We start from the raw sequence: 17463 nt of genomic DNA, 5'->3' as shown, positions 1-17463 counted from the left end.
ACCGCACCGACGCGCTTGAAGCCGTAACTCCTTCGGTTTCCATACGGAAAATCCCGCATGGGAATCAGCGAATCGCGACCGACCGCGTTGCGCGCCGGTTCGCCGTTCGTCGCTGGTCCCTTCGATCACTTCTTCAGAAACAACATGGATCGTCAGCACGACCTTTCAAACCTGGCCAGCAATCTGTCGCTGCTCGTGGCATCCTTCGACTCCATCGCGGATTTCTGCCGGAAGCTGAACATCAATCGTCAACAGTTCAACAAATATCTGGCGGGCCACCACGTTCCGTCGCAGAAGGTTCTTCTGAAAATCGCCAAGTTTTTTCTGATGGAGCCGGCCGACCTGTTCCGGGCTCCGCCGGAATTCCGCAGTTTTTACGAAGGACTCGAATACGAACTGCCGTTCGATTTGAAGTCCGCACCGAGCTTTCTGCGATTTCTGCCACTGATCAAGTCGTCGAGCGCCGCGCTGCAGGATTTTCTCGGGGTGTACTACCGGTACCACAACTCGTCGATCTACAAGGGGCGCATCCTGCGCTCCGTGACGTGCCTCTACGAGCGCGATTCGGTGGTGCAGTACGTTACCGTGGAGCGTTTCCCGTTACTGGACCAGGACGGCAGGGTCGGCTACTCGTTCAAATACCACGGCTTCTGTTTCCTGATGGGAGATCGGATCTTCATGATTGATTTCGAAGGGCGGCAGAAGAACGAAATGACGTTCTCGGTCTTGACGCCTCAACACCGTCGCCCGATCCGCTTCCTGTACGGCGTGGTCACCGGTGTGGCGTCGTCGTCGTTTCGCCAACCCTTTTCGACGCGCATCGCGTTGAATTTTGCCGACCGCGGGCACATGCAAAGGAAGCACCTGCGCAACGCGACGGTACTGCTGCCGTCGGACAGGTCCCTTCCTGCGGAGATCCGCGACTACATGACCGGCGATCAATCGACCGTGCTGTGGGGCGGCGAGGGCTAAGCGGTGCCCGGCGGTCCGCCTGGGCACCGCCGCTTGAACATCGGCGATCGTGCCGGCGAGGCGGCGCCCTCCTAGCCGACGTCGCGGGACACGATGGTGTGCGCCGACAACGCGATCGGCAGAAGCATCGCGGCGATCGTCAGAAGCGAAGCCGAAAGTCCCGCCACCTCGCCTATCGCGCCCAGAACGGCCGGTCCGGCAAGCATGCCGGCGTAGCCGAGTGTCGCGACGATCGGCATTGCCAGCTCAACCCGCATCTGGCGTTGCCGCGAGACGTGCAAGAAGAACAACGGGACAATGTTGGCCAAGCCGAAACCGACCGCCGCGAACAACCCGATCAGGATCATCCAGTGTCGCGCGAAAACCAGCACGACGAGCGCTGCCGCAGTTCCGACCGCCCCGGCGACGAGAATCGATCGCGCGCCGAACACGCGAGCCAGGCGATCGCCAGTCAACCTCGCGATCGTCATCGCCAGCGCGAAGGCAGCGTAGCCGTAACCCGCACTGGACTGCGGGAACGCCTTTTCGGTCACCAGAAACACACCGCTCCAGTCGAGTACGGCCCCTTCCGCCAGAAACGCTACAAAGCACAGTATTCCGATCCAGACGATATGCACCGTTGGAGGTGCGAGCCCGCGCGCTTGCGCCGCACTGGTTCGCCCGATGAAGTGCCGGCCGACGACGCGCCAAAGGCCAACCATGACCGCCAAGACGCACGCTATCGCCCCGACAGGCGAAATCCCAAGGGATAACAACGTGCTGACGCCGGCGGAACCGGCGATTGTCCCGACACTGCACCACGCGTGAAATCCTGACATGAGCGGCTCGTCGTACATACGCTGCACCACGGCAGCCTGCAGGTTCATCGCGGACTCCGTGGCTCCAATACCGAAACCGAACAGAAAGAGACATGCAGACAAGATGTCGGCACGATCGGTCGATGCGAGTCCGAACAGGCATGCGCACGTGATCGGACCGGCCAACAGGATGATCCGCCTGCATCCCAAGCGCACGACGGCTGCGCTACCGATTGGCATCGCAACAAGACTGCCTACGCCGAACCACATCAGTGCAAGCCCGAAGCCGCTATCGCTCAAGCCGATACGGGATTTCGCAAGGGGGACGAGTGGCGCCCACGCGGAAAGGACGAAACCAAACGAATAAAAGCCGGCTCTCGTCGAAAGGCGCTCCCAGACGCCACCGCGAGACCAGCCACCGACTGCGAAAGTGCTCATGAAATAGACGTGCCCTATCACGAACTCCAAAAAAAGATGACCCGACGGGCCCCTTGTCACAAAAGGCTGGCGTCGAGTCATCGCATATCAAGCCTGCAATCGTAGATTCCACGTGATAGACGGAATCATCGATGTCGACCTCAGATCTTCAGTGCCGCACTGCGTCCAAATACATTACGCATGACAAAGTAATAGACGAGCCCGAGCACGAGCCAAATGATGCCCATCTTCAACGTGGCGGCCCTCATCGCGACCATGAGTGCAACGATGACGAGAAATCCGATCGCAGGCAGAACCACGTGATTCCACGTGTCCGTCGACCTCTTCTTGATCTTGAAGTAGCCGATGACGGAAAGGTTGACCAGGATAAATGCGGAGAATGCGCCGAAATTCTGGAACAAGGCCAGGTCGTCGAGACGATCCTGAAAGACCAATGCAATGATCAGCGAGATGGACGCAACGAAAATGTTCGCCACATACGGTTGCTTCGATCTGCGGGACAGCCGGGAAAACACTTTGGGAAGTTGCCGGTCGCGTCCCATCGCGAAAATGATGCGGGCGATTGCCATTTGGCAGACGATCGTGCACGGTACGCCGAATGCCAGCGCGGTGCTGATGGACGTCATCGCGAACAGCCAGTGGCCGCCAGCGTAGCCCGAGATGTCGTAAAAGGCGCTGTCCGGTGACAGTACCTTCGCGCCAGACGCGAGGTCTGCGGCAATCCATGTCTGCAGCACGAACAGGATCGCGATGATGATCAACGATGCCATGCCGGCAAAGCTGGCCAAATGACGTTTCTCACTCTTCACTTCCTCTCCGAGCGTCGTGATCGCGTCGAAGCCCAGGAAGTTCGTCGAACCGATGAGGATCCCGGTCCCGAGCCCCGCCCATGTAAAGGTATGGACATTGAAGAGCGAACCGAACGTGAGCCGGCCATGCCCCATGCCGCTGTAAAGCGCAAAGAGACCGACGCCGACGAAAGCAGCGAGAATAACCAGCATGATTGCGAGGAATGCCTGATTCACCTTCGCGGTTACCGATATACCGACGAGATTCAGAATCGTTCCGAGGCCGACGAATCCGATCACCCAGATGGAACGGGGGATCTCCGGCACCAGGCTGTTCATCGCCACCGCGCTGACAACCGCGAGCAATCCCGGCGCGATGATGTAGTCGAGAAACACCAGCCACCCGGCCAGAAAGCCGGCAAGATCGCCGATGCCGTTTTGAGCATAGGTGTATGCCGACCCTGCTGCCGGAAATTCCTTGCTGAGTATCTGGTAACTGCGGGCCGTAAACATCATGGCCACGACACTCACGATATAAACCAGCGGCACCATACCGCCGCTCACATCCGAAATAATTCCGTAAAGTGCAAACGGCGCAATCGGAAGCATGTAGACCATGCCGTACACGATCAAATCGAGCACACTCAATTCGCGGCTCAATTTCAAAGACGATTCATTTGTTCCAGTATTTTTTTCAGGCGGAGTCGCACCAGAAAACTCTGCTGACGAAATAGCGGCCTGACTTCCAGATCCGCTCGAAATATGACTTTCCATTCCAGACATCCTTCCACTTCGTTGCTCAAAGCATGACGGGGACTCGGCCTCCAACAGTCGCGCTGAGTCGACCGTGAGGCGGAGCATTGACTTATACGTATAAGCCAAATGCTCGGCGCTTCAAATTGTGCTGTCAACGGGCTGAAGGAGAGCGTTTACCCGTAGTGGATAATCATTTTCGATTCGAGAGGCGAAGCCCGGGTGATCTGCGACACCGTATGCGCCGCAACGCGCGAAGGTGTGCGTCGGGTTGGCGCCGGTTCGACGCGCAATCTGCGTCATGCTGCGTCACTTGTCGAAGCGTCGAATATTCTCCCGATTAATCCTCATGTTCAAATCGTCTACGTGCGATTTTCCTGCCATTACGCGTCAACTCTCAAAATAGAAATTTTGAAATGAACGCGATGCACGCATTCGATGAACCGCCGACACCTATCCGCAGCCCGGCGAATGACACGTGTACGGATACAACCTGGCGGATCGCACAAGCGCGTCGTAGCCAATCTCCGCGCAACTCTCCCCCGATCAAGTGCGGCGCGCTCGGAGGGTCAAACGCTTCCTGCCGGAGGTCGAGCGCGGCAAGTCCGGGGGCGGTCGCCATGGGCCCCCTTCTGCCCCCAGATTGCGACAGTGCACGAAACGCTCGGGCGGCGTCGAACCTGTCGCGCCCCGCAATGGCAGAAATGATCGATTCGATCACATCAGGGTTAACATTGACTGTTTCACTCAATAATTCATCTAAAATGCACGCATCGATCAATTTTGTGATCTGAACGAGCAAGCCAATTGAAGGACATCGGGCGATGCATTTCTCACACACGTTGCGCCGGATGACGTGTCCAGCAACGCAATCGTGACCGCCGGCGCACAGCCTTTGCCGATGTCGACACAACCCACGGAGACGGCGATTCCGCCGCTGTCCCAGCCGCGATGGAGCAAGCATGTCAATTTCGTTCAAGGGAATCGTTCCCGCGCTGATCACGCCGATGACGGCCGACGAGAACGTCGATGAAGACGGCCTGCGCGCGCTGGTCGAGCGGCTGATCGAGGCCGGCGTGCATGGGCTGTTTGTGCTCGGCACCAATGGCGAATTCATCGCGCTGAATGAAGAAGAGAAGTTGCGCATCGCGCAGATCGCGGTCAGCCAAGCACGTTCGCGCGTGCCCGTCATCGCGGGCACCGGCGCGTATGCAACGCGTGACGTGATCGACCTGAACCGGAAGATGGCCGATGCCGGAGTCGACGCGGTGTCCGTGATCACACCGTATTTCAACGGCGCGACGCAGCCGGAACTCTACGCGCACTACAAGAAGATCGCTGAAGCGACGCCGCTGCCGGTCATGCTGTACACGATTCCAGCGAAAGCGGGCATTACGCTGACCGTCGATACGGTGCGCCGTCTTGCGGAGATTCCGAACATTCGCGGCATCAAGGACAGTGGCGGCGACTTCGACCGCCTGCTGCAACTGATCAACCTGCGGCGCGACGACTTCGCCGTCTTCACCGGCACCGATTCGATGATTCTCTGGACACTGATCGCGGGCGGCGATGGCGCGGTCGCCGCGACGACGAACGCCGTCCCGGATGTCGTGATGTCGATCTGGAACAAGTTCCAGGCCGGCGATATCGCCGGCGGACGCGCCGCACAGGAATCGCTGCGGGCGCTGCGCGATGCGTTCGCGCTGGGCACGATGCCCGTCGTGCTGAAAACCGCCGCACAGATGCTCGGGATGCCGGCCGGCCCCGCGCGATCGCCCGCCCAGCCGCTCGACGCCAGCGCCCGCGAGCGCCTCGCGCAAGCGCTCTCCCTCTACCACGACGCCGCGCGCGGCCACTGAAACAGGTCTCAGCATGACGACTCAACACCTCCAGACAGTCAAGCACATCGTCCACGGCGCCGGCAGCCTCGCCACGCTGCCCGACAAGCTCGCGCTGCTCGATACACCGGTCGAGCGGATCGCGCTGATCACGCAACCGTCGATGGAAGCGCTCGGCGTCGTCGATCGCGTGATCGAATCGCTCAACGCGAAGGACATCGACGTGCGCATCATTCGCGGCGTCGAGCCGGAACCGACCATCGGCAACGTCGAGACGGTGTTCAACGAGCAGATCGCGCCGTTCGCGCCGCAGGCGATTCTGTCGATCGGCGGCGGCAGCGTGCTCGATGCGGCGAAACTGTTCGCCGTCCGGCTCACCAACGACGAGCCGCTGCGGAACTGGCTCGGCATCGATCTGATCAAGCGCCCCGGCGTGCCAATGATCCTGGTGCCGACGACGGCCGGCACCGGCTCCGAGGTCACGCCGAACGCGATCGTGACGCTGCCGGACGAATCGTTGAAGGTCGGCATCGTCAGCCGTCACCTGTTGGCGCAAATCGTCATTCTCGATGCGGAACTGACGCTCGGCCTGCCGAAACCGATCACGGCCGCGACCGGCATGGATGCGTTCGTGCATGCGCTCGAATCGTACATCTCGACGAAGGCGAACCCGATCAGCGACATGTACGCGATGGAGTCGATGCGCCTGATCGGCGCGAACATCGTCGAAGCCTATGAAAACGGCCAGTCGCTGAAGGCGCGCGAAGGGATGATGCTCGGCTCGATGTATGGCGGCCTCGCGCTCACCGCGGCCGGCACCGCAGCCGTGCACGCGCTCGCATACCCGCTCGGCGGGATGTTCAACGTCACGCACGGCGTCGCGAACGCGATGCTGCTGCCGCATGTGATGGCGTTCAATCTCGATGCGATCGAAGGCCGGCTGTCGAACGTAGCGCGCGCCCTCGGTCTCGTGGCGAAAGCCGACACGGATGCCGACGCGGCACGCAAGCTGATCGACAAGATCGAGGAATGGACCGCGGCCGTCGATATTCCGCAGGACCTGCGCAAATTCGGCGTGTCGGAAGAACATCTCGACGCGCTCGCGGTCGCCGCATCGAAGGTCAAGCGCCTGCTCGGCAACAACCCGAAGGCGCTGACGCTCGACGACATGAAGTCCATCTACCGGCGCCTGCTGCCGTGAACGCGCCCGCACAGCCCGCGGCACGGCTCCTGATCGTCGCCGACGACCTGTCCGGTGCGGCCGACTGCGCGGTCGCCGGGTTGCGTCACGGCCTGACGGCAATGGTCGTGCTCGACACCGCCCACGCGGCGACGCCGCCGCACGGCGTCGACATCCTGTCGATCGACGTGGACTCGCGCCGCGCGCCGAAGGACGTGGCCGCCCGGCGCACCGTCGATGCCGTGGCGTCGCTGTCAGGCGCCGGCACGCGCATCTACAAGAAAGTGGACTCGACGCTGCGCGGCAATTTCGCGGCGGAAGTCGCCGCGCTGGCATCACGCATCGGCATGGCGATCGTGTGCCCGGCCTACCCGGAATCCGGACGCACGACCGTGGACGGGCGCCAATGGGTGCGTGGCGTGCCGGTGGAAGTGAGCGAATACTGGCGCAACGACAACATCCCGGGCAAAGCCGACCTCGTTGCATTGCTGTCCGCCGAGCATCTGCGTGTCGCATACGCGGCGATCGGCACGGTGCGCGGCAATGCGGACGCGCTCGCCGCACATCTGCGCGAGCTGCAGTCCGAAGGGGTGCAAGCGGTCGTGTGCGACGCAGAATCCGACGACGATCTGCAACGCATCGCGCGCGCATCGGCAACGCTCGACCACGTCTTCTGGGTCGGCTCGGCCGGCCTGGCGCCCGCCGTCATCGACGCACTGGACCTGCCGCGCAGCGTGAGCAGCCCGGCGGCCGGCGATCCGCATTCGTATCCGCAACGGCCCGTGCTGACGGTGGTGGGCAGCATGTCGAGCATCTCGCATGCGCAGCTGGACTGTCTCAACGCGCACGCCGGCACGCATCTCGTTGCGTTCGAAGTCGCGGTCTCCGCGCTGGACGACCCGCAAAGCGACGTCACGGCCGTGGTCGGCGACGCGCTGCGTCGCGGCCGGCATGTCGTCGTGTCGCTGAGCCAGGCACAGCGCGGCGACGTGAACGACGGACTGCTGTTCTGCACGCGTCTCGCCGCGTTGCTCGCGCCGGTCGTGCGCCACGCCGGCGGCATCATCGCGACCGGCGGCGAAACGGCGCGCGCGCTGCTCACCGCGGCCGGCGCGAGCGCGCTGCACGTCGTCGACGAAATCGAGGACGGCATGCCGCTTCTCGAATGCCGATTGCACGGCAACACACTGCCCGTCGTGACCAAGGCCGGCGGTTTCGGCCGCCCCGATTCGATCTATCACGCCTGGCGCCGGCTTGCGAACGCAGGCAAACCGGCCGATACGGCTCAAACCAATCTGTGAAGGGAATTGCCATGGACAACCGTCCCATCATCGGCATCACCATGGGCGACGCGGCCGGCGTCGGACCGGAAATCATCATGAAGAGCCTCGCTCATGCGTCCGTGTACGAGCAGTGCCGCCCCGTGGTCGTCGGCGACGCCGCGCGCCTGCGCGATGCCGGCCGCCGGGCCGGTGTCGATCTCGAGGTGCGCGCGATCGGCCGGCCGTCCGAAGGCGCGTTCCGCGTAGGCGTCGTCGATTGTATCGACCTCGCGCTGATTCCGGCCGACCTGCCTTATGGAAAGCTGTCGCCGATCGCCGGAGACGCCGCGTATCAATACATCGCGCGCACCGTCGAACTGACGTCGAACGGCGAGCTCGACGCAATCTGCACCGCGCCGCTGAACAAGGAAGCGCTGCATGCCGGCGGCCATATCTTCCCCGGCCACACCGAAATGCTCGCGCATCTGACCGGCATCGACGAGGTGTCGATGATGCTCGTCGCGCCCAATCTTCGCGTGATCCACGTGACGACGCACATGGGTCTGCTCGATGCGATCCGCAAGATCGAGCCGGGCCTCGTGCAACGCACGATCGAACGCGCACACGACACGCTGGTGCGCGCCGGCATCGCGAATCCGCGCATCGGCGTCTGCGGGATCAATCCGCATGCCGGCGAGAACGGCCTGTTCGGCTACGGCGAGGAGGAAGAGAAGATCGTGCCTGCGGTCGAAGTCCTGCAGGCGCGCGGCTGGGACGTCGAAGGCCCGCTGCCGGCCGACACGCTGTTCTTCCGCGCGGGCCGTGGCGATTTCGACGTGGTCGTCGCGATGTATCACGACCAGGGACACGGTCCGGTGAAGGTGATGGGCCTCGAAGCCGGCGTGAACGTGACGGTCGGCCTGCCCGTGATCCGCACGTCCGTCGATCACGGCACCGCGTTCGACATCGCCGGCAAGGGCATCGCCGACGAACGCAGCCTGCTGGAAGCGTTCCGCCAGGCCGTGGATCTCGCGACGCGACGCAACGAGCCGTCGCCGGTCGCCAGCGCCGCGTAAGCGGCCCGTACGCAACGACACGCATCACCGGCGGGCGATACCGGCAGGCACATGCCGGATCGCCCGACGCATCGAACGCACATCAACCGAAGGTAACGTGGAGACAAGCGATGGCCACCTTCAGTTATTGGGACACAGCCACCATCATCGGGATGGTTGTCGTCTACATCGTGATAACCAGCTTGATCAGCATTCGCCTGCGCAGCCGCAATTCCGAGCAGTTCATGGTGGCCGGGCGTTCGATGCCCGCGCTGGTGGTTGCGATCCTGCTGATGTCGGAATTCATCGGCGCGAAATCGACCGTCGGTACGTCGCAGGAGGCATTTTCGGCCGGCATCGCCGCGTCGTGGTCGGTGCTCGCGGCCGCCATCGGCTTCCTGCTCTTCGGCCTGTTCATGGCCAAGCGCCTGTATGCATCCGGTGAGTTCACCATTTCCGGATTCATCGCGCAGCGATACGGACACGGCGCAAAACTCGCCGTCTCCGCGATCATGATCTACGCGCTGTTCCTCGTGAACGTCGGCAACTACGTGAGCGGTGCGGCGGCGATCTCGACGGTCATGCGCATCAACCTGCCGACGGCCGCCGTCATCACCGCGATCGTCAGCACCATCTATTTCGTGTGGGGCGGCCTCAAGAGCGTCGCGTACCTGACGGTCGTGCACAGCGCCGTGAAGCTGCTCGGCATCGCCATCCTGGTCGGCGTTGCGTGGAAGCTGTCGGGCGGCATCGCGCCGATGGCGCAGAGCATGCCCGCACACTACTTCACGTGGACCGGCGCGTTGTCGGGCGGCACGATCGGCGCATGGATCATCGGCACGGCCGGCGCGATCTTCTCGACGCAGTTCATCATCCAGGCGATCTCGGCCACCCGCAGCCCCGAGGGTGCGCGCGCGTCGTCGCTGATCGCCGCGTTCCTGTGCGTACCGATCGCACTCGCGCTCGGCTTCATCGGCGTCGCGGCCAAGTACCTGTATCCCGGCGTCAAGAGCCTGTACGCACTGCCGGTGTTCCTGCAGCACATGAACCCGATCCTGGCCGGCATCGTCACGACGTCGCTCGTTGCATCGATCTTCGTCAGCGTGTGTACCGTCGCGCTCGCGATCGCGTCGCTGATCGTGAAGGACTTCTATGTACCGCGTTTCAATCCGACGCCCGACGTCGAACTGAGAATGACGCGCTGGATCTCGCTGATCGTCGGCTTCCTGCCGCTGATCTTCGTGCTGTTCGTCCCGCAGATCCTCGCGCTGTCGTTCTTCAGCCGCGCGTTGCGGCTGTCCGTGTCGGTCGTCGCGCTGATCGGCATCTATCTGCCGTTCTTCAGCGGCAAGCGCGGCGCCGTGTCGGCCCTGATCGTGGCAACGCTCGCGACGACGTTGTGGTACCTGCTCGGCAACCCGTTCGGCATCGACAACATGTACGTCGCGCTCGTGACGCCGGCCATCGTACTGGTGATCGGCAAGCTGCTGTTTCATGGCGATGGCGCGAACCTTCACGACAAGCCGCTCACGCATCGCGAATCGCACTGACGTCGCCCACCCAGAGAGATTTCATGAGCACCCACCTCGTTGAAGCGGCGAGTGCCGCGCCGGATCATTGCGTTCGCACCGCCTATGCCGACGCGGAACGGCAAGAAGCGTTTCTGCCCACCGCCTGCGTGCAGAACCACGCGGCCAACCTGCACTGCCTCGACAACGGCGACCTGCTGTGCGCGTGGTTCGGCGGGACGCAGGAAGGCATTCCCGACGTGTCGATCTACCTGTCGCGGCTTGCGGCCGGGACGAACGAATGGTCGACGCCGCGCAAGCTGTCGGACGACCCGACCCGCTCCGAACAGAACCCGGTGCTGTTCACCGCGCCCGACGGCCGCCTGTGGCTGATCTATACCGCGCAGTTGTCCGGCCATCAGAACACCGCGATCGTGCGCCGCCGCGTGTCGACGGACGGCGGCCTCACGTGGGGCCCCGTCGAAACGCTGTTCGACCGGCCGGGGACGTTCGTGCGCCAGCCGATCGTCGCGCTCGACAGCGGCACGTGGATTTGCCCGATCTTCCTGTGCCGCACGGAGCCCGGCGAGCGCTGGGTCGGCAACGACGACGTCAGCGCGGTCATGGTGTCCGACGACCAGGGCGACACGTGGACGCTGCACGAGGTGCCGGACAGCGTCGGGTGCGTGCACATGAACGTTCACGTGCTGCACGATGGATCGCTGCTCGCCCTCTACCGCAGCCGCTGGGCCGACTTCGTCTACGCGAGCCGCTCGACGGACGGCCGCACGTGGAGCGCGCCCGAACGCACCGACGTGCCGAACAACAACTCGTCGATCCAGTTCACGGTACTGCAGAACGGCCATCTCGCGCTCGTGTTCAACGAAAGCGACGCGTCGCACAGCACGGAGCGCCGTGCGTCGCTGTACGACGACATCGAGGATTCGGAGAACAGCGGCGAGCTGCGCGACCAGAAGGCGTCCGCACGCGGCACCGCGTTCTGGGGCGCGCCGCGTGCGCCGATGTCGCTGGCCATCTCGGAGGACGGCGGCAGGACGTGGCGGCGCCGCCGCAACCTCGAGATCGGCGACGGGTACTGCATGACGAACAACTCGGCGGACCAGCGCAACCGCGAATACTCGTATCCGTCGATCGTGCAGTCGCAGGACGGCGCATTGCACATCGCGTTCACGTGGTTCCGTCAGAAGATCAAGTACGTGCGCGTCGACGAAGCGTGGGTTCGTGGTCGATGATGCCCGCCTCGGCAACTGGCCAGTCACTGCGGCAATTGGATAAACTTGTCGGTCGCAAGGCGCGGACCAGCGCGCCCATTCGATCAGACCAGGAATTCACGCACATGAAAGTGACCAGGCGCCGGGAGGCGATGCTGCAGGCCGTGCTCGGTGGCATGACGGACGTAGCGACGTTGTGCGAGCACTTCGGGATGTCGGAGGCGACGGTGCGCCGGGACCTGCGGGCGCTGGCGAGCGACCGCCGCATTCTTCGCACGTACGGCGGTGCCGCCGCGGTGGGCGGCCACGAGCCGGAGGCGTCGCTCGAGGAACGGCGCATCAGCTCGCAGGAGCAGAAGGAAGCGATCGCGCACGCGGCGAGCGCGTTCGTCGAAGCCGGCGACACCGTGTTCCTCGACGGCGGCACCACGACGGCGGCGCTCGCGCGCCTGCTTGCCGGACGGACGGACGTGCACGTGGTCACCAACAACCTGCTCGTCGTGAGTCCGCTCGCGTCGTCGGGCGTGCCGGTGACGGTAATCGGCGGCGACGTGCGGTCGTCCAGCATGAGCACGCTCGGGCCGCTCGCGCAGATCGCGCTGAGCCGGTTGAGCGTCGACAAGGCCTTCCTAGGCGCCGATGGCGTGGTCGCTGAACTGGGCTTGTGCGAGGCAAGCAGCGAGCAGTCGTATCTGAAGGAGTGCGTGATGCGGCAGGCCGCCGAGGTCTTCGTGCTCGTGACGGCGGACAAGCTCGGGCGCGCAAGCCAGCAACACTGGACGCCCCTCGAGCGCGACTGGACGCTCGTGACGGATGACGGCGCGCTGCACGAGCAACTCGAACCGTTTCATGCGCAGGCGCGGGTCACGGTTCACGCAGTCGGCACAAAACCGGCGACCGCCTCCGGCAGTTCACCGCAGGTTCAAACGTAACGGGAGAGATCGTGGCGCAACGGGAGCAGTCGGGTTCGGTTTCACGTCATGCCGTCGTCACCGGTGCGTCGTCGGGAATCGGCCGCGCAATCGTCGAGCGGCTGCTCGCCGACGGCTGGCGCATCACCGGACTGTGCCGGTCGCATGTCGAAACGGCGCACGATTCGCTGACGATCGTGCCGGTCGACGTCACCGACTTCGTGGCACTCGCGCCTGTGTGCGACGCGCTGGGCGCGGTCGACGCGCTCGTGCATGCGGCCGGCTTCATGCGCACCGCGCCGCTCGGCCAGCTGTCGCACGACGACGGCGCGGCGATGTGGCGGCTGCACGTCGAAGCCGCGACGTTTCTCGCCGATCGCCTGGTGCCACGGATGCCGGCCGGCGGACGCATCGTGCTGCTGGGCAGCCGCACCGCCAACGGCGCGGCCACGCGCAGCCAGTACGCGGCGACCAAATCCGCGCTGGTGGGCCTCGCTCGATCGTGGGCGGCCGAACTCGCGCCGAAGGGCATCACCGTCAACGTCGTCGCGCCCGGTGCAACGAACACGCCGTTCCTGCGCGATCCGGCGCGCGCGGCAACACCCCCGAAGCGTCCACCGATCGGGCGATTCATCACGCCCGAGGAAGTCGCCGCGCTGACCGGCTTTTTGCTGAGCCCTGATGCAAGCGCAATCACCGGCCAACAGATCGTCATGTGCGGCGGTGCATCGCTTTAACCTAGCGCGGCGCAGCCACGAACGCACGCAACATCGCTGGCGAGAATAGTTCCACTATCCTGCTTGCGCATTAGCCCAACGTCAGGAGCTATACGAGACAGCGAATGGCCATTCTGGCGCGCCGCGAACGACTCTGAGACCCATTGACGCCTTTCGAAATGATTCGTCAAAAGTCAGTTTCAAGTCCAAACGCGGACACTCAACCTCGTACGTTGCCAGCATGACGAGCGATTCTCCCTTTCAGCGTACCTGATGCCGTATCATGAAGAGCACCCATTCTGGGCTGCATCGAACATCGAATGGCTCTGAAGCGTCTCATGATATTGACGCTTGTTTACGTTCAAGGTCCGTGATGACGAACTCTCTCGAACACGACATTATCGAGCGGTACAAAAGCAAAACGCTCCTATCATTACTCGTTCCACGCTTGGGCGAAGCTGAATCATATGGACAGGGGGACGTTATCGCCGCAGTCGTCAAACTCCACAACGCTGGAATTTTAGATTTTCTGTCTGTTCTGTCATTCATAAGGGTCGATAAAGCAGATCCTTACGAGATGTTCCAGTTCCAGCAGTTTTTTGGCCAAGTACTCCCGGAGCTAGTTGCGGATACGAAAAACGTCATGGACGCCATAGGATCACTGATGACTATTGGTGGTCGCGACGCGAGTGCAACGGTCGATTTGAATGGCCTTCGAGACTGGTGCTCGAAGAACAAGCGAGAGCAAGAAATACTTGACCTGGTACCAAACTATCCAGCCCACAAACTCCTGTTCTTGACGGTTGCGCTGCAAGCAGGGGCACTTCATTCTCTGCCCGACGTTATCTCACGAATTATCGACTGGCTCAATCGCGCAGAAGTCGACTATCGGCGTGCGTCTTTCATCGCTCTTAGCGCAATTCATCTTGAAGTCGATCCCGACCTCGCCATTTCTATCTTGGATGCTGTACTCGAGTCCGTTGATCACATGGAAGACGATGAACTGCTTGCCGCAGCGCTCGCAGCAACCGTCAACCTCCATTCACGGGCACCTGAGATTGCCGTCGAAACTGTCGTGAAGATCATCGATCGCACGCGAGTTGCCGGAGGCAAGCTCACGCACAGCCAGGCAGCGCAGATGATTGTGCATAAGGGCAAGAATGCGCACGAAAGTGTGCAACAGGCCTTACTGGTCACGTGTTATGCAATCTCACCATCGGACGTCGAGTCCGTTCGCGGTCTCGATTTCGTCGCGTACACACTTGCGCAGCGTGGAAAATCTGAACAAGCCGAAGCGCTGGTTAGACACTTCATCGAACGTGGTAAAGGCAAGGTTTCCGCTACGCAGTTCGGGAGCTTCTTTCGCGAGTACACAAAGAACGAAAACAGCGCAGGGATGCTGCTGCTTGCGTGGTTAGGCTCTGAGAGCTACGCGCTTCGCAATGCAGCGCAAGAGGTTGTTGGCACGATGTATAACAATGAACCACCAATCTTCGATGTTGACGTCCCGTCGCAATCAAGTGCAAGCGCGGCCTACCTTGCACGGAAGGTTGTCGGGTATCTCTTCATTTATCCCATCACCGCAGCGTCGCTCTTGATGTGCATTCTTAAAACCTGTCAGGACGATGACGCGAAAGAAATAGCCGAGCTATTGTTCGACCCTCTGTTACTCAACTTCTCGGGGTCCGTTGCCGAGTATCTCGGTCAAGTGAAGGAACGGGGCGAGCACCCCGGGCTGCAGCATGTCAACGATGCACTGTCTCGACTGGAACAATATCTCTCCGCCCTCAACAAAGTAGAAGTTGTGAACGAGCTCGCACCGTCAGAACGACAGCGCTTCATCGAGCGCCATCAAAGACAACAAGCAATGGACGCAGCGTACAAAGCGATGGAGGAAAAATCCATTTTTCGGACACTCGCCTCCCGCTCTGTAATTCTGTACGGCCGCCGGTCGATCAACTACATCACTGATCTTTCTGGAAACTCTCAACGCTCCGAAATTGACATGCACACTATCAGCCACCGAAGCGAGTTGCCACGTATGTCAATATTCGACCCAACGGAGCTCGAGCATCAACTCTTCGTATTTAGATCTGAGCGCCGCCAATAATGAAGCTTATAATTAAGGAATATCTCGCTTCGCTGCGCGAGCGCAACGAACTCGACGCGGTGCTTCCCGATATGCTGACCGAGCTCGGCTTCCAAGTCTATTCGCGACCTTCACGCGGCACCCGTCAATATGGCGTCGACATCGCGGCTCTCGGGACTGGCGAGGACGGGGCCCGGAAAGTCTATCTGTTCTCTGTGAAGTCAGGCAATCTCACGCGAAGTGAGTGGAATTCCGCCTCGCCACAAAGTTTGCGCCCATCTCTCGATGAAATTATCGACCACTACGTGGACTCACGGATTCCGGCCGAGTACCAAACGCTACCAATTGTGATTTGCTTGTGTTTCGGAGGCGATATCGACGAACAAGTACGCGCGGAAGTCACGGGCTACATCAAGCGGAACGAGACCGGGCGCATTAAGTACGAACAGTGGAACGGCGACAAGCTCGCAGAACTTATCCTTTCTGGACTACTTCGAGAAGAAATTCTTCCGGCACCTCTACGCGCTCACCTAAGAAAATCCGCCGCCATGGTCGAGGAGCCGGACATTTCGATTGAGCATTTTCGGGCGCTGGTGAACGACATTGTCAAGGACAGCAACATAAAGGGCGCCGAGAGATTAGCTCGGGCGCGTCTCGTCAATATCTGTCTTTGGATTCTATACGGTTGGGCTCGAGAGGCTGGTAATATCGACGCCGCTTACATCGCCAGCGAATTCTCCGTACTCGAGATGTGGCAATACCTCCACGAGATTATTGAAGCGCCAACGGCGCAAGCGACCGATGCCAGCCTCATTCTCAACAGTTTGATTGAACTTCATTTTGGCATTTGGGACGAGTTTTATCGTGCAAAGCTGCGGCCACATGTGGGTGCGCGCCACGCGATCGCCAGTGCTGTTAGTTCGCATGTCGCTGTTGACGTTAATTTGAAGCTTTTTGAAGTATTGGGTCGAACAGCGCAGCGCGCGCTCTGGGAAGCCTGGAGGCACAGTGGTTCAGGTCATTTGCCTGCCCGGCTCCCTGATGACGTTAGCGCGAGCCTTGATGAGCGCATGCAAGAGCTGGTGGCAATGATCTCGAACAACCAAGTTCTCCTTTCGCCTATCGCGGACGCGCAAGTTATAGACATTTCAACCGCCCTAACTCTGTTTGCTTGTCGCGCGCCGTTTAGTCCGACGATCAGCGATTGGCTTAAGGGAATCACAGACCGTCTGATCTTCAACTATCACAATCGCATTGGCTATCCGACCAGCGCGAGCGATTATTGGGAACTCGTTGAACATCCGGGAAAGACCACCGATGAGCACCGAACCTCAGCGACTGAGGCCAGCGTCCTGCTACCGACACTCGCTCTATGGGCGAACGCGGTTGGCAACAAAGAGGTAAGCGACCAAATTGCCGCGTTCAAGCAAAAACACTTAGCACACTGCAATTTCCAACTCTGGCTCCCTGGGAGCGATTCTGACTCGTTGCTGTATTCGGGCCGGGGGCATCATGGAGCCGCCCTTTCGCACATACCTGTGACCGAGGAGGCGAATGCGACTCTCGACTTCGTGCGTACCGAGTGTGAACGGGATACTGCGTTCGATTCGCTATCAGCTATTCGGCTAGGGCATTGGCCGATCGTGGTTATGGCCTGCCGACACTATCGGCTCCCCCTACCGCCACAACTTTGGCTGACTTTGTTTGCAGAGATGGCCTCGGGAGCGCCTCAAGAGGCCGCTCCTGGTTTAGACGTCGGCCGCTTGCAACGCACCGACAAGACTTGACGCGTCCCGTACATTTCACAGTCATCACCTCGCGTATCCCGCATCGTCTCAGCGCGTTCGAGGCCACGCATGCGGTGCTGGTGGCGGAGGGAGTGTTGAAGTAACGACGCGTGTGAAGCCGGGGGTTCCGTCATCGG

14 protein-coding genes are annotated in these 17463 nt (G+C 61.4%); 11 read left to right on the top strand and 3 right to left on the bottom strand.

Features of this window, described 5'->3' with window-relative positions:
- The first annotated feature begins 57 nt into the window (after positions 1 to 57).
- Positions 58 to 972, top strand: a complete 915-nt coding sequence (locus DIE17_RS13860; protein WP_260439232.1) for a helix-turn-helix domain-containing protein — start codon at positions 58 to 60, stop codon at positions 970 to 972.
- Between the two features lie 71 nt (positions 973 to 1043).
- Here the strand turns inward: DIE17_RS13860 and DIE17_RS13855 are convergent, their stop codons facing one another.
- The 3 genes from DIE17_RS13855 to DIE17_RS13845 all read right to left on the bottom strand — a co-directional run bounded on the left by DIE17_RS13855 (position 1044) and on the right by DIE17_RS13845 (position 4550).
- A complete protein-coding gene (locus DIE17_RS13855) occupies positions 1044 to 2207 on the bottom strand; it encodes an MFS transporter (protein WP_124921047.1) in 1164 nt (387 codons plus the stop codon).
- A gap of 140 nt (positions 2208 to 2347) precedes the next feature.
- On the bottom strand, positions 2348 to 3769 hold the full coding sequence (locus tag DIE17_RS13850; protein WP_124921013.1) for an APC family permease: 1422 nt from the start codon (positions 3767 to 3769) through the stop codon (positions 2348 to 2350).
- Positions 3770 to 4145: 376 nt separating this feature from the next.
- On the bottom strand, positions 4146 to 4550 hold the full coding sequence (locus tag DIE17_RS13845) for a hypothetical protein (protein ID WP_124921012.1): 405 nt from the start codon (positions 4548 to 4550) through the stop codon (positions 4146 to 4148).
- Between the two features lie 160 nt (positions 4551 to 4710).
- Between DIE17_RS13845 and dapA the strand changes: the two genes are divergently transcribed.
- From dapA to DIE17_RS13795, 10 genes are all read left to right on the top strand, one after another.
- A complete protein-coding gene (gene dapA, locus DIE17_RS13840; protein ID WP_124921011.1) occupies positions 4711 to 5607 on the top strand; it encodes a 4-hydroxy-tetrahydrodipicolinate synthase in 897 nt (298 codons plus the stop codon).
- A gap of 13 nt (positions 5608 to 5620) precedes the next feature.
- Positions 5621 to 6787: an iron-containing alcohol dehydrogenase gene (locus tag DIE17_RS13835; protein WP_124921010.1), complete on the top strand. Its 1167-nt coding sequence runs from the start codon at positions 5621 to 5623 to the stop codon at positions 6785 to 6787.
- Positions 6784 to 8067, top strand: coding sequence for a four-carbon acid sugar kinase family protein (locus DIE17_RS13830; RefSeq protein ID WP_124921009.1), 1284 nt, complete (start codon positions 6784 to 6786; stop codon positions 8065 to 8067). The genes DIE17_RS13835 and DIE17_RS13830 overlap by 4 nt, the downstream gene beginning before the upstream one ends.
- Before the next feature lie 11 nt (positions 8068 to 8078).
- Positions 8079 to 9104: a 4-hydroxythreonine-4-phosphate dehydrogenase PdxA gene (pdxA, locus tag DIE17_RS13825; RefSeq protein ID WP_059541763.1), complete on the top strand. Its 1026-nt coding sequence runs from the start codon at positions 8079 to 8081 to the stop codon at positions 9102 to 9104.
- A gap of 110 nt (positions 9105 to 9214) precedes the next feature.
- A complete protein-coding gene (locus tag DIE17_RS13820) occupies positions 9215 to 10633 on the top strand; it encodes a sodium:solute symporter family protein (protein ID WP_124646553.1) in 1419 nt (472 codons plus the stop codon).
- Positions 10634 to 10656: 23 nt separating this feature from the next.
- Positions 10657 to 11844 carry an exo-alpha-sialidase gene (locus tag DIE17_RS13815; RefSeq protein WP_124921008.1) on the top strand — a complete coding sequence of 396 codons (1188 nt, stop codon included), beginning with the start codon at positions 10657 to 10659 and terminating at the stop codon, positions 11842 to 11844.
- A 104-nt stretch (positions 11845 to 11948) separates the two neighbouring features.
- Positions 11949 to 12755 (top strand): DeoR/GlpR family DNA-binding transcription regulator, encoded by an 807-nt coding sequence (locus DIE17_RS13810; protein ID WP_124523035.1) that lies wholly within the window; start codon positions 11949 to 11951, stop codon positions 12753 to 12755.
- A gap of 11 nt (positions 12756 to 12766) precedes the next feature.
- Positions 12767 to 13471, top strand: a complete 705-nt coding sequence (locus DIE17_RS13805; RefSeq protein ID WP_124921007.1) for an SDR family NAD(P)-dependent oxidoreductase — start codon at positions 12767 to 12769, stop codon at positions 13469 to 13471.
- A gap of 352 nt (positions 13472 to 13823) precedes the next feature.
- A complete protein-coding gene (locus DIE17_RS13800; RefSeq protein WP_124921006.1) occupies positions 13824 to 15560 on the top strand; it encodes a hypothetical protein in 1737 nt (578 codons plus the stop codon).
- Positions 15560 to 17326: a chemotaxis protein gene (locus tag DIE17_RS13795; RefSeq protein WP_124921005.1), complete on the top strand. Its 1767-nt coding sequence runs from the start codon at positions 15560 to 15562 to the stop codon at positions 17324 to 17326. Before DIE17_RS13800 ends, DIE17_RS13795 begins: the two co-directional genes overlap by 1 nt.
- Positions 17327 to 17463 lie beyond the last annotated feature (137 nt).

It is taken from the genome of Burkholderia sp. Bp9099 (assembly GCF_003857805.1).
Lineage (GTDB): Bacteria > Pseudomonadota > Gammaproteobacteria > Burkholderiales > Burkholderiaceae > Burkholderia.
This window is presented reverse-complemented; position numbering and strand designations above follow the sequence as displayed.